9 protein-coding genes and 1 pseudogene are annotated in these 13,753 nt (G+C 44.2%); 7 read left to right on the forward strand and 3 right to left on the reverse strand.

Annotated elements, in window-relative coordinates:
• Positions 1-47 precede the first annotated feature (47 nt).
• Positions 48-1,451, reverse strand: coding sequence for an alpha-amylase family protein (locus BGK46_RS10680; protein ID WP_069589194.1), 1,404 nt, complete (start codon positions 1,449-1,451; stop codon positions 48-50).
• A gap of 282 nt (positions 1,452-1,733) precedes the next feature.
• Positions 1,734-2,198 (reverse strand): hypothetical protein, encoded by a 465-nt coding sequence (locus BGK46_RS10685; protein ID WP_069589196.1) that lies wholly within the window; start codon positions 2,196-2,198, stop codon positions 1,734-1,736.
• Positions 2,199-2,321: 123 nt separating this feature from the next.
• Here BGK46_RS10685 and BGK46_RS10690 point away from each other — a divergent pair, with 123 nt between their 5' ends.
• The 7 genes from BGK46_RS10690 to BGK46_RS10720 all read left to right on the forward strand — a co-directional run bounded on the left by BGK46_RS10690 (position 2,322) and on the right by BGK46_RS10720 (position 12,948).
• Entirely contained in the window at positions 2,322-2,708 is a 387-nt protein-coding gene (locus tag BGK46_RS10690; protein WP_069589199.1) for a helix-turn-helix domain-containing protein, read from the forward strand.
• A gap of 176 nt (positions 2,709-2,884) precedes the next feature.
• Complete coding sequence (locus tag BGK46_RS10695; RefSeq protein WP_069589201.1) at positions 2,885-3,799, forward strand: restriction endonuclease; 915 nt, start codon at positions 2,885-2,887, stop codon at positions 3,797-3,799.
• A gap of 5 nt (positions 3,800-3,804) precedes the next feature.
• Complete coding sequence (hsdR, locus tag BGK46_RS10700; RefSeq protein ID WP_069589203.1) at positions 3,805-7,239, forward strand: type I restriction-modification system endonuclease; 3,435 nt, start codon at positions 3,805-3,807, stop codon at positions 7,237-7,239.
• Positions 7,240-7,281: 42 nt separating this feature from the next.
• Entirely contained in the window at positions 7,282-8,814 is a 1,533-nt protein-coding gene (locus BGK46_RS10705; protein WP_069589206.1) for an N-6 DNA methylase, read from the forward strand.
• Complete coding sequence (locus tag BGK46_RS10710) at positions 8,811-10,472, forward strand: restriction endonuclease subunit S (RefSeq protein WP_069589208.1); 1,662 nt, start codon at positions 8,811-8,813, stop codon at positions 10,470-10,472. The genes BGK46_RS10705 and BGK46_RS10710 overlap by 4 nt, the downstream gene beginning before the upstream one ends.
• A complete protein-coding gene (locus tag BGK46_RS10715) occupies positions 10,472-12,070 on the forward strand; it encodes an AAA family ATPase (protein ID WP_069589210.1) in 1,599 nt (532 codons plus the stop codon). Before BGK46_RS10710 ends, BGK46_RS10715 begins: the two co-directional genes overlap by 1 nt.
• Positions 12,070-12,948, forward strand: a complete 879-nt coding sequence (locus tag BGK46_RS10720) for a hypothetical protein (protein ID WP_069589213.1) — start codon at positions 12,070-12,072, stop codon at positions 12,946-12,948. Before BGK46_RS10715 ends, BGK46_RS10720 begins: the two co-directional genes overlap by 1 nt.
• Here BGK46_RS10720 and BGK46_RS10725 read toward each other — a convergent pair.
• Positions 12,945-13,665, reverse strand: a pseudogene (locus BGK46_RS10725) (tyrosine-type recombinase/integrase); the annotation flags it as partial. The gene BGK46_RS10720 and the pseudogene BGK46_RS10725 sit on opposite strands and share 4 nt — an antisense overlap.
• Positions 13,666-13,753 lie beyond the last annotated feature (88 nt).

A 13,753-nucleotide genomic window follows, 5' to 3' on the forward strand; every position in this document is an offset into this window, starting at 1 on the left:
TGACTGTTAATCCGCCGCTTGGCATAGCAAGACGGCGGCGACATAGATTAATGCATATACATCTGTGCCGAGCGGGCAGGGATGGTGATGGTGTGAAAATCCGATGAGATGGTGGTGGTCGTGGTCGCATCACTCAAAACATCATAATAAGGACGATACCAATTCAGAGGGTATTCGCGTGTATCCATGGTATAAGATTGGGGCTCTCCACATTTATTGATCGCCACAATACCGGCTTGTTCGCGCTTAAATAACAGCAGACATTGGTTGCTGCCAATCACCGTCATTGGCTTGCCGTGCATTGCATTGTGAAAGCGGAGCATGGCCTTCATCGCAGGTTGCTTCCACACGCCTTGCCACCGGCCGTTATCTTTGTCTTCGCCTGCAGAAAGCTCATCACTATAGATCAGCGGACTCCCTCCGTCTTTGCCAAGAATATAAGCATAGGCGAGCGCTTCATCAGTGGGATCCATGATTTGGTAGCGAAAGCCATCGTTAGTCGGTATGTCGTGGGTAATGGTAAAGGTGATCGCTCGGTGTTTATCCAGCGCTTGACCAACACTTTCAGGATGATGCAACTGAGTGAGGCTACCTTGGAACGAAAACGCGCGACGGATTTGCGAGAATAAAGGAAAGTCATAAGCGCTATGGGTGGTTTGTTGTAAATAAGGCAAAAGAAACGCCTCATAGCTTTGATCGCCAGCCCCACCGCTGGTGATCACCTCGCCAAAAATATGCATGCCTTCACGAATCGCATCAGTAAAGACCTGATTGATGTGATACATGCTCATATGTTTGACTGCATCGACCCGAAAACCTTTCACGCCCATGGCTTTTAGTGCCGATAGATACGTACGCTGTTGTTCAACCACCCACTGATTCGGGTCTAAATCGGGTAAGCCTGCATCTCCCTCTCCACCACACAAACGCCAATATTGCACATGGCCTGGGTCATGCCACTGAGTGATACAGCCTTCTGGATGAAAGTCCGTGCTGGAAAACAAATGCTGCGAGAGCTGCCCAAACAGCTTTTGCTGCTCGAACGCTTCTTGGTTTTGTGCGTAGTGTTCTAAGACCTGTGCGCTGGGGTAATTAAGATCGTCACGTAATCCGCTTTCATTCGCCATGTGGTTGAGCACCACATCGGCATAAACAGCTACACCATGCTGGCCGAGGGCTGCAATCATGGCTTGAAAGTCTTGTTTATTGCCTAATGGAGAGTCGATAACACGCAGATCTTGAGGCTGATAGCGTGCCCACCACTCTGTGCCAGATGACTTCATAGCCGGCGCCACTAACACCTTCTTGTAGCCAGCTTCAGCAATGTGCTCCGCTCTTGCTTCTACAAGCTGATACGGCCAATTAAAAGCATGGAGAATAGCCTCTGCATGTGCTGTGGCTGAATAGATAAACAGGCTGATTGCTAATGCGAATGGATAGTTTCTTTTCATTATAAGGGCCTCGTTATTGGGTTCCCCTTAATGCTATTAATATATTTCTTTTTAAGAAGAGAGGCTGAGATGAATAGGAAGAATGGTCACGCTCTGTAGGGGATAAAATACTCAAATATTGAAGTGTTTATCAAAAGTAAGGTCAGGGCCCGAGCTAACACGTCGTGTACATTGTGACGACAGAGACGTGCAAAACCAACGAGAGGAATGGGACCCGTAATCGGTATCAATTATCAGTGAAACGGTATTTCTGATTTCCCAATATCAACTTGAATTAGTAGTCTAATCGATAACATAGTCATATTTCCTACTGGCATTTGCTGCCAAGCAACCAATCGCTAAGCCAGCCAGACCGTATGCCCACCAGTAACGGCTATCTAGTGCCTTTGATACAACCGCGGTTGTACCTCCCACTAAAAGAGCTCCGCGCACTTGCTCACTGCTGGCCACTCCGTGAAGTACTTTTGTCGCCATTTGCTCGCAATTAAAACTGATCAATTTGTATTGGCGAGCTTCTTCTAAGATCTCGAGTGCTCGCATAGTCAAAGATTGTTTCTGCTGGGGTGCTAAGTCACTTGATACTACTTTTACAGGTTTACCATCTGCGTAGTCCTCATAGGAAGTCAGTGCCGGGCCAGCATCAGGGGTATTATGCAAAACCAGACCATTTTCCATCATGACGCCTACATGTTCGACCAAATTCTTAGAACGGTACAGCAGATCTCCGAACTTTAGCTTTTCTTTCATAAACTCTCCTTGTTAACATTAGTAAATAAATTCAAAATTCAATCAAAAATACGTTTAACGTATCTGTATAATGTATACGTTATAGTTTTGTGTTGCAACTTTTTTATACAGATGGTGGAGAAAATGAATGAAAAATTAGCCTCTTACTCGTCTGTCCTCGGTGTAGTCGTCGCCAACAAACGGAAAGAGTTAGAGATAGAGCAGAGTGATATTGCAGCGAAAATGGGGCTGTCACAAGCAAGCTATAGTCGGCTCGAATCAGGTAAATCGACCTTCTCGGTTGATCAACTTTTCGGCTGCGCATCTGCATTGGGAGTACCCGTGGAAGAGCTTTTTCAAACGGTAGTGAATACCGTTAAGAATCTACAGCAAAGTGAAGAGATAACGATCCAAGCACTGGCTCGTGGTAACGCTTCAGGTGCCCAACAGGGAGGCAATGGTGCTACCGCATTTGTTGCAGGGGCTGCTTTGGCAGCATTGATTATTGGACTGGTAGGGAAGTCCAAGTAAAAACAGATATGACGATAAAAGATGCTTCTGTTGTTGATAAAGTACGCACAAAAGTGCCTGGCATATTGTTCTTATTAGGGGCTTTTCGTACTCTCTTAGTATGACTATCTATGTGGGCTTCTTCTTGTTTGAAGCGATTAGACCCGCTGTTTGCTTTTGAATATTAGGCACAATTAATGATCCCCAGCTACCAAGCTTTTATGCGTCCATTGCTGGAAGTCGCCAAAGCGGCCAATGGACAGGAAATCAGACTTCGAGATGCAATTAATGCGCTCGCTGATTATTTCGGTTTGTCGGAAGAAGAACGTGAAGAAAAGTTACCAAGTGGCAAGCAAACCGTTATTGATAGCCGAGTAGGGTGGGCGCGGACTTACTTATCAAAAGCGGGTTTGATTGAAGTTACCCGGCGTGGACATTTTATGATAACGCCTCGTGGTATCGACGCGATTAGTAATCCAAGTGTTGTAATCGATACGCGGTTTTTAAAGCAGTACGAAGAGTTCGTTGCGTTTATTAGCCCTAATCAAAGCAAAGAAGATGAACCTAGCCTAGCGGATGTCGAAAGTGAAACGACGCCAGACGAAGTGCTTCGCGTGGCCTACAAACAAATCAATGATGCACTAGCCTCTGAAATTCTCGCCCGAACACGCAAAGTCAGCCCTGCATTCTTCGAACAGTTACTGATCGACCTGCTTCTTGCCATGGGGTATGGCGGCACTGGGGAGGGTATGGCTCACACCTTGGGTAAAAGTGGTGACAACGGTGTTGATGGCGTTATAAATCAAGATCCATTGGGTGTCGACCAGGTATACATTCAAGCCAAGCGTTATGCAGAGGGTAATAATGTCAGTTCAGGTGATATTCGTGATTTCTTTGGTGCACTTAACCTCAAGAAAGCGCAGAAAGGCATCTTTATCACTACCTCTGATTTCACGCCCTCTGCTGTTCAAACCGCGAAAGATTTAGGTATGCGCATTGTGCTTATTAATGGGAAAGAACTAGCCAAGCTGATGCTTCGGTACAACATCGGTAGCCGAGATGAGCAGGTTTTGCATATCAAGCGGATTGATGAAGAGTTTTTTGAGGAATAAACGCCATGTCAGACTTCAGTAATTTTGAATTTCTCAAAAAGCATCACGATTGGCTATTTAAGCTCGCTGAGAGTGCGGAAAGAAACTTTGTTCCGTTTCCAAATACAACGTTAGTCAATGTTCGTCAGTTAGGAGAAGCGATTGCCCAGACGATAGCGTCACGTGTTGGCGTTGAATATGGTGCAAACGTTAAGCAAATTGATCTTCTTAAAGAACTAGATTGTGTTCTTCGCCTTGATGATAACGTACGAGATGCTTTCCATACGATTCGTAAACTTGGCAATAGTGCAACGCATGTCTTCGACAGCAGTACACACAGGGATGCACTAAAAGCCCTTATGGTTGGGCATGCGCTATCAGTGTGGTTTCATGTCACCTTTGGTGGCGATGAAGCTAAAGGCTTTAAGATTCAGAAATTCGTCAAACCTGAAGACCCTTCAGACTATGTTCGTCAACTTGAAGAGCAAGTTGATAGTTTGAAAATTGAATCTCAGCGAACTGAAAACCGTATCAAAGTCGCGGAAGAACTTAGCAAAGTTGAGGCTGATAAAGCGCAAGCAGAGAGGCTGCGCGCTGAAAAAATGGCCGAGGAAATGGCTGTTTGGGAAGAGTTGGCTGAAGAGCAAGAAAGAACATTATCGTCTTATCGCCTCAAGATGGACGAAGCAAATATTATTTACTTCCAAACGTTTCATTCTAAATCCAAGGAAGAGCAAGCATCTGAAATTATTCGTATTGAGAAGTCGCCTTTTGAAATGGATGAAGCAGAGACTCGCGTCATTATCGACCAGCAATTGGTTGATGCAGGATGGGAGGCGGATACTGAAAACCTTCGATATTCAAAAGGTGCGAGGCCTGAACCAAACAAGAATAGAGCCATCGCAGAATGGCCCACACAGTCTGGTCCGGCAGACTATGCGCTTTTTATGGGAATGACGTTGGTAGCAACCATTGAGGCGAAAAAATCAGCGAAAAATGTGTATGGCGCAGTCGATCAAGCAAAACGCTACGCTAAAGGTATCCAACACTTACCAAGTGGCGTTGAAATAACTCAGTACAATGAATTTTTGGTACCAGTGGTGTTCGCCACGAATGGTCGTACGTATTTAAAACAGCTAAAACAAGAGAGCGGTATTTGGTTTTTAGACGTCAGAGACAGTACCAATCGTAGAAAAGCCCTCAAAGGCTGGTATACCCCCCCCGAGCTAAAAGAATACTTGCGTCAAACACCTCAAAAAGCCAACGCAGAGTTGGATGAAATGGGCTTTGAGTACGAACTAAAGCTCCGTGATTATCAAAAAGAAGCTATCCTCTCGGTTGAGCAAGCGATTAAAGGTGGGGAAGAAAAGGCGCTGGTGGCAATGGCGACGGGTACAGGTAAAACCAAAACCTGTATTGCTCTAGTTTACCGATTATTGAAAGCGCAACGTTTCCGCCGGATTCTGTTCTTAGTAGATAGAAGTGCCTTGGGCGTTCAAGCTTCGGTGGATTTTGGCGAAGTGCGTATGGAAAACCTCAATACGTTTGCTGATACCTTTGAAGTTATGGGGATGGAGCCAGATAAAGCTCCTAAAGCTGTACCTGATGATGATACAAAAGTTCACGTGGCGACGGTTCAAGGTCTGGTCAAGCGGATTATGTACCCCTCGGAAAATGGTTCAAAGCCAGGTGTAGGCCAGTACGACTGTATTGTGGTAGACGAATGTCACCGTGGCTACTTGCTCGATCGTGAGCTTAGCGACACCGAAATTAAGTTTCGAGACCAGAAAGACTACATGTCAAAGTACCGAGCAGTTATTGAGTATTTTGATGCCTTTAAAGTTGGTCTAACAGCAACACCAGCGATCCACACAGTAGATATATTTGGTGAGCCCGTATTCTCATACAGCTATACTGAAGCCGTTATTGATGGACACCTAGTTGATCATCTACCTCCTATTCGTATCCATACCAAATTAAACACGGAAGGGATCAATTATCAGGTCAACGAAGAGGTTCAAGTCTACGACCCTCAAACTCAACAGTTTGATTTGATTCATACACCTGACGAGCTAGATTTTGAAGTTGCCGACTTTAACAGAAAAGTGATTGCTCCAGAATTCACTAAAGTGATTTGTAAGTGGTTAATCGAAAGCGATTCTCTAAACCCGTACTCACAAGAAAAGTCATTGATTTTCTGTGTCACAGACCGCCATGCCGATGAGGTTGTAGAAGCTTTAAAACAAGCGTGTGAAGACTACCACGGTGAAGTTGAAGATGACGCTATTCAGAAAATTACAGGTGCTTCCGATAAGCCTTTGGAAAAAATACGGCTATTCAAAAATGACCGCTTACCTAACATCGCAGTAACCGTTGACCTACTGACAACAGGTGTCGATGTGCCTAGTATCTGTAATTTGGTGTTCTTACGGCGTGTTAATAGCCGCATTTTATTTGAGCAAATGCTTGGTCGAGCTACGCGCCGTTGTGATGAGATAGGTAAAGAGCGATTCCGCATCTACGACGCTGTAGATATCTACAAACAGCTTGAGAAAGTGAACACAATGAAACCTGTTGTGACCAAGGTCGACATTACCTTCTCTGAGTTGGAGCAAGAGATCACCAAGGGGACGGATGCCAAACTGCAAGAACTGGCTAAAGATCAATTTCTTGCCAAACTGCAAAGTAAAAAGAACCACTTAACACCACTTCAACAGGATGAATTTGAGCGAATCGTTGGCAAGCCACCTAAAGAGTTCGCCAAAGAACTGAAAGCAATGAACACAGAGGGGGTGGCGAGTTGGTTTGTTAGCCATCCTGGCTTAGGCGAGCTTCTTGATATGAAAGTGCAGGGCGGCAGTGGTCGAAACAAAATAGTGATATCAGACAAGTCTGACGACGTCACTGGTACATCAACGGGCTATGGCAGCGGCCAGAAACCAGACGATTACTTGTCATCGTTTGCAGCTTTTGTAAACGCAAATAGTAACCGGATGGTGGCATTACAAACGGTTATCCAAAGGCCATGGGAGCTGACACGAACTGATCTCAAGCAACTCGTTGTAGAGCTGGAAAAAAACGAATTTAGAGAGGAAGAGCTAAAAGTAGCTTGGAAAGAAGTGAAAAACGAGGACATCGCCGCCCGAATTATTGGTTTTATCCGACAAGCCGCAATCGGTGAGGCCCTTATTCCGTATGAGCAACGTGTTGACAATGCATTGCAGAAAATACTCGCTAGTTGTGCCTGGAAAACGCCGCAACGAGAGTGGTTGGAAACTATCGCCGCACAGATGAAAGCCAACATCGTTGTTGACGAGTCTAACCTCAACGAAGGTATTTTTAAGCAACGCCTTGGTGGTCTCCAACGAGCGAACAAGCTTTTCGAACAGCCTGTAGTTGATGTCCTCGCGCAATTTAACCGTGCTATTTGGTCGGATGATGACCGTAAAGAAACCGCATAATCGGTTACAATGCCCAACAATTTAAATAAACTAAGAACAACGATGAGCACACAAGACCTAATCAACAGACTTTGGAGCCTTTGTCATTTACTACGTGACGATGGTGTTACCTACAATGAATACCTTAACGAGCTGACATTCCTCGTTTTCTTGAAAATGGTTGAGGAGACGGGACAAGAAAAGCTACTCCCCGAAGGGTACCGTTGGGCTGATATTGAAAAGTTCAATGCAGCAACACGTCTCGAAGAATACAAAAAGTTACTGGTCCACCTAGGCTCACACGGTTCTCTCATTACCAAAGCGATTTTCAACAATGCCTCAACCTGTATTCGTAAACCAGCAACGTTAACAAAGCTGGTTACTGAAATAGACAAACTCGATTGGTACTCGGCTAAGCAAGAAGGCTTGGGCGACATGTACGAAGGTTTGCTGGAAATCAACGCGAGCGAGAAAAAATCCGGTGCAGGCCAGTATTTTACCCCTCGTGTGCTGATTGAGGTGATGGTTGAGCTGATGAAGCCAACGCCGAAAGACAAACGTCACAATCAAAAAGGTGATGTTATAGTTGACCCTACAGCGGGCACTGGCGGCTTTTTGATTGCCGCTCATCAATACATGGAGAAGAACTTCGATGTGATGGGGCTGGATGAAGCTGATTACGACAGCTACCAGCATGAAACCTTCTTTGGCATGGAGTTGGTGCCAGATACACGTCGTCTAGCAATGATGAATCTTATGCTGCATGACTTGGCAGTGGACGATGAAAACTCTGGTGTGCTGTATGGCGACACCCTATCAAACGAAGGCAAGGCATTGCCCAAAGCATCGTTAATTCTCGCTAACCCACCATTTGGTACTAAGCAAGGTGGCGGTATTCCAACCCGTGACGACCTTGTGCACTACACCAGCAACAAGCAATTGGCGTTTTTACATGCCATGTACCACGTTATGCTCAAGCCTGGTGGTCGAGCTGCTGTCGTATTGCCTGACAACGTACTATTTGAAGGTTCGACGGGCCGTAAGATTCGTAATGATCTGATGGAAAAGTGCAATCTGCACACTATCTTGCGCTTGCCTACAGGTATTTTCTATGCAGCTGGCGTTAAAACCAATGTGCTGTTCTTTGATAAGCCAACCGATATCAATCAAGACAAAGGCAACACCAAAAAGGTTTGGGTGTACGACCTTCGTGTCAATATGCCGAAGTTTGGTAAACGCACTGTTTTGGAAAAAGAACATTTTGACGAGTTTTATCGAGCGGTGGGCAGCGATTTAACGCAAGTTGATGAAGATCAACGTCAAGCCTTTATTGATAACCACCAAAATGGAAGTGCTGTCGGCAATATCGATACTTGCCGCTTGCGTGCATTTACCCGTGATGAGATTAAAGCTAAAGATGACTCGCTAGACTTGGCTTGGATTCGTGATGATAGCTTGGAAGACTCAGCCAGTCTGCCTGAGCCTGATGAGTTAATTGCAGAAGCAATTGAAGAGTTGGCAGGGGCGATTTCTGATTTGCAATCAATTTTAGTGGATCTTGGTGGCGCAGAGGCTCCTGAAGAGGTTGTGTTATGAATCAGTTGCCAGAAAGCTGGGAATTAATTGAACTTAAACAACTTCTTTCCTATGTTCTAGGTGGAGACTGGGGCAAAGCTCCTGATTTCCTTGAGGAAGGGTATGAAGATGCTTACTGTATTCGAGGTACTGAGTTTAAAAACTGGATAAAGGATAAAGGAAGTACTAGTGTTAAGCGCCGAATTAAAAAATCTAGTTTAGAAAAACGGATTTTAAGTCAAGGTGATATCCTAGTAGAAATCTCTGGTGGTGGGCCAGAACAACCCGTAGGCAGAACAGTTCTAATTGATAAGTCGGTACTAGAGCATAATTCCGACTATCCTAAAGTTTGCACCAATTTTCTTCGGTTGTTGCGAAGCAACGATCTAGTTGATTCTAGGTATTTGAATCATTACCTAAATTATTTCTACCTTACAGGCGAAGTTGTTAATTACCAAGGGGGGAGTAATAATCTTCGTAACCTCAAGTTTAAAGAGTATGAGAAGATACTGATTCCTGTTGCGCCAAAGCAGGAGCAGCTAAGAATTGCGAAGCAACTCGACGACATTATAACAAAACTAGAAATAGTAAAGTCTCGCCTAGAAAGAGTGCCTCTGTTATTAAAGCAGTTTCGTATGTCTACCTTGTCGGCGGCAGTATCGGGAGAGTTAACCGAAGATTGGCGAGAAGCTAATCCGAACTTGCAGACTGTGTTATCGGATAACTTTATTCAAAGTTATAACGGAAAGCCTTTAGGTGACCTGCCAGAAGGTTGGGGATGGGTGAGCTTTAAAAATGCTGCAAAAATCGAATCAAATTTAGTCGATCCAAAATTGACACCTAATGATATTCATTTGGCTCCCAACTATATTGAATCAAACACTGGCCGTATTTTAGACCTCGTGACAGTAGAGCAAGACAAAGTTAAGAGTAACAAGCATCGATTCTATCCAGGACAGATTATTTACTCGAAGATTCGACCATATTTGAATAAAGTTTGTACCGTTGACTTTGAAGGTGTCTGCAGCGCTGATATGTATCCAGTGAAAGCAAACATTAATAGGGAATATCTACTTTATGTGATGCTTTCAGATATGTTTGTCTATTGGACTTCTCAGCAGCAAGGGAGAGTTGTACTTCCTAAAATCAATCAAAAAGCTCTGAACGAAATTCCGGTGCCAGTTCCTCCAAATGAAGAGCAGAATGAAATTGCCCGAATTGTTGGAGAACTATGGGCTAAAGCTGACGCAGTTGAAAAACAATACAACCTAGCAAAGCTTCGTGTTGATAAGCTCACGCAATCAATCTTGGCACGAGCATTTCGTGGTGAGTTGTTTGAACTTTTCTCCGATAAGGCTGAGCGAGTTGCTCAACCGCAATTGGAAAATGATATTGATGAGCAGCCTAGAGAACAAGAAGAAGCATCAGCTGAGCAGGTTGATGTAACGCCAGCGCGAACTCAGCCGACACCAAAAGCAGTCGATGACAAGAGTGAACTGCTGTCTAAGTTAAGAGTTGCCAAAAAAGCCATGTCAGCACAGCAACTATTTGATAGTGATTTAGTCGAGACATTTAAAGCCATTGATGAGTTGTTTGTTGAACTTAAACGCCTTTTAGAACTTAACTTGATAGAAAAAGTGGGTGAAGGCGAAAACTGTCAGTTTAAGGCTATCAAGTAGTGAAAATAGATTACTTGCATATTCGAAGCGGCTTTAAAAACGTCGAAGACTTAGAAATCGATTTTGATAACAAGCAACTGCTAACGGTTCTAATTGGACGAAATGGCTCCGGTAAGTCGAACGTAATAGAGGCGCTAGTCCGTATTTTTCGAGCTCTAGACTTTGGCGATGAACCCGCACCATTTAGCTATAAACTCAGGTATTCACTGGGATCTTCTTCCGATAGGCTTATCGAAGTTGAGGCGTCACCGGAGTATGGCTCGACGCCAATTCAGCAACACAAAATACAAGTATCGATTTTGGACGAAAGCGGACAGTATTCTCTGCCAGAAAGCATTTCGTTATCCAAAGTGACACGAGATAAGGAAGGTAATTCAGATTATCTACCAAAGCATTTATTTGCCTATTATTCAGGTCCGAGTGATCGCTTGGAGGACTTGTTTAAGCCACACAGGACCAAGTTTTATAACCAATTGCTAAAGAACCAGGTAAAAATTGAGGATGAGGTTCGTCCTCTTTTCTATGCCAAACCTTTTCACAGTCAGTTTGTGTTGTTGGCATTCTTTCTAAATCAACAAAAAGGTGTAGGGCGAGAATTTCTTCAAGATCAACTTGGCATTGAGTCTTTCCATTCTGCTCACTTCGTTTTTAGACGGCCTGAGTGGGGGAAGAATAATAAAAAGGACCTTTTTTGGGGCGCAAGGGGGGTAGTACGTGATTTTCTTGAGCGGATATTGCCACCTAGCTTAGGTGCGATTAAAACCGTTAGAGAAGAGGAAACAACTTTAACGGGCAAGGGCGTGAACAATGAGTTTGCTCACTTATTCTTACCGGATCTCTATAGCCTGAAGAAAGTGGCACAAGGGCTAGGGGCAAAGAACTTTTTCAAAATGCTCGAGAGTACCTTGCTTTCTGATCTGTTAAGTAGCGTTCACATCAAGGTTCGTTTGAAAAATGGCGAGATTGTCTCGTTTAGCGAACTTAGTGAAGGTGAACAACAACTACTCACAGTACTTGGGTTGCTAGAGTTTACTATGGAAGAAGACTCTTTATTCCTACTTGATGAACCCGATACCCACTTAAATCCTGCATGGGCCGCTAAATATCACTCGTTCCTGAAGCGATTCATACCCGATAAGCGTTTTTGCCATATCTTGATGGTCACACACCACCCGTTGGCTATCGCAGAGCTGAAAAAGGAACAGATTCAAGTTCTCAGAAAAGATGTAGAAGGGCAGTCATTAGCTGAAATACCGTCAGAGAGCCCAATAGGAATGGGCGTCAATGGCATACTGACCAGTGACATGTTTGATATGGCAACAACACTGGATCAGCATACAAGTAAAGTGATTGAAGATAGGCGAGAACTGCTGGAAAAAGATAGCCTGACAGAGGCTGAAAGCAGGAAATTGAGTGAGCTAAATAACTCACTTGATAGATTGGGTTATAGCTACACCCACCCAGATGAAGACTATCGACAGTTCCTAATTGCTCGTAAAAAAGCTATGCAGCAGATGGACTATAAAGATGAAGATTCAATTGAGTTGCGCCTCAAGTTGATTAACGCGATTTTGAAAGACCAAGGATTGATTGAATAGTGCGTTACATAGATCTAAATCTAATTGACCAGTGTAAGCCTGATAACTGGGATGTTAATTCACAACGATGGGCACAAAGAGTTCAGGCTGCCGTAGATAAGTCGGGAGAGTTGAAAAAGATAGGTAACAAGTGGCGAGACTTTAAGCCTAACTTTGATCGTGTTTTTGGAGAAAAGTGCTGGTATTCAGAGGTTCCGCTTATTGGTACTGACTTTGATGTAGATCACTTTAGGCCCAAAGGTGATGTAAAGGTATCTGAAAAAAGGTACGCATGTCGACAAAGGAATGGAAATACTCAAAACCATGGAGGCTATTGGTGGCTTGCATTTGAAGCTAAAAATTATCGGTACTCTTGTATTGAAGCCAATAGGCCAAGAGGGGAAGGAGGGAAACATGATTACTTTCCACTTATGGATGAAACTACACGAGTTTGGACACCCTGCAACTTAGCCGGGCATGCAAATGAAACCGTAAAGCTTTTAGATCCGTGCCGTGTAGAAGATGTTACTTTACTTTCTTATGTTCAATATCCTGGAGCTGCGACGTCAAGATACAGCGATGAAACTCACCCAGATGAGCACGCACGAGTATCAGAAAGTGCTAAGAGATATAACCTTAACAGTAAGACAATTAAGGGCGCTAGAAGCGAAGTTATAAAAAAAGTTAATCAAGCTTTGGATTTCATGGCGCTTTACGTCACTTTTCCAAACGAACAACAAGATGCAATGAATGGTTTTTTAGAGCAGATAGAACAAAACTTGATAGATGCTTGTGACCGGAAATCACCATTCTCTGCGGCTGCGGTAGCCTTTGTTCGCCAGAAAAAACATGAGCCTTGGTTAGCTAATCTGCTACCAAGGCTGGATTTGTCTGACTAAATCACCTTTAATTGCTTAGTTCCTGTTACAGAGAAGCTGCCTTTGGCGGCCTCTTCTATATGTCCGCTCCACCAGCACATCATTGGTTTTCTGCGTTCTAGGTAGTCAGTGCGGTTATAGGCACTGCGTACTTGGTTATCATCAACGTGTGCTAGTGATGCTTCTATTAAGTCACGATCAAAGCCTTGTTCATTGAGAGTGGTGCTCGCTAGCGAGCGTAGACCATGGCTAACTAATCTTCCTGCAAACCCCATTCGTTTTAGTGCCATATTGGCCGTTTGGCTATTACAAGGTTTTTGCGGATCACGATCTGAAGGAAAAATAAAATCACGATGGCTACTTATTGGCTTGATCACTTCTAATATCGCCAGCATCTGCTCTGTGAGTGGGATCCGGCGCTCTCTTCTTTTTTTGTCCTCTACGCCGGGACAATCCATAGTGCGTTATCCCAGTCTATTTCATCTCATCTTGCAGCTGCCGCTTCTGCTGGCCGCGTCATGGTGTGTAACTGCCATTCGATTAGGCACCGGGTAACTCGTTTGATATTCGCGTAAGCAAGCTTTTGCATTAACTCTGGTAGTACATCGGGAGTTAGCGCTGCCATATGGTTCTTTTGGGCTTTTTGAATGCAGCGCCAATGCCCGATAGCGGATTAGCGTGGATAAGGCCACAGTTAACCGCGGAGTTCATCATTTCGTTTAGTCGTTGTGTAACCCTCCCTGTTTTAGTGGCATTCTAAATTAGAGTTTTTCCTACTTTCATGCCTTGCTAAATACTCCCAAGGAGTCAGATCATCGAGTGAGTC

The organism is Salinivibrio sp. SS2 (assembly GCF_001722075.1).
In the GTDB taxonomy this organism is placed as follows: Bacteria; Pseudomonadota; Gammaproteobacteria; order Enterobacterales; family Vibrionaceae; genus Salinivibrio; species Salinivibrio proteolyticus.

What these genes read in the sequence shown, in the direction of transcription:
- BGK46_RS10680 (WP_069589194.1), bottom strand. Translation starts at nt 1,451, where the DNA reads ATGAAAAGAAACTATCCATTCGCATTAGCAATCAGCCTGTTTATCTAT.
- BGK46_RS10685 (WP_069589196.1), bottom strand. Translation starts at nt 2,198, where the DNA reads ATGAAAGAAAAGCTAAAGTTCGGAGATCTGCTGTACCGTTCTAAGAAT.
- BGK46_RS10690 (WP_069589199.1), top strand. Translation starts at nt 2,322, where the DNA reads ATGAATGAAAAATTAGCCTCTTACTCGTCTGTCCTCGGTGTAGTCGTC.
- BGK46_RS10695 (WP_069589201.1), top strand. Translation starts at nt 2,885, where the DNA reads ATGATCCCCAGCTACCAAGCTTTTATGCGTCCATTGCTGGAAGTCGCC.
- hsdR (WP_069589203.1), top strand. Translation starts at nt 3,805, where the DNA reads ATGTCAGACTTCAGTAATTTTGAATTTCTCAAAAAGCATCACGATTGG.
- BGK46_RS10705 (WP_069589206.1), top strand. Translation starts at nt 7,282, where the DNA reads ATGAGCACACAAGACCTAATCAACAGACTTTGGAGCCTTTGTCATTTA.
- BGK46_RS10710 (WP_069589208.1), top strand. Translation starts at nt 8,811, where the DNA reads ATGAATCAGTTGCCAGAAAGCTGGGAATTAATTGAACTTAAACAACTT.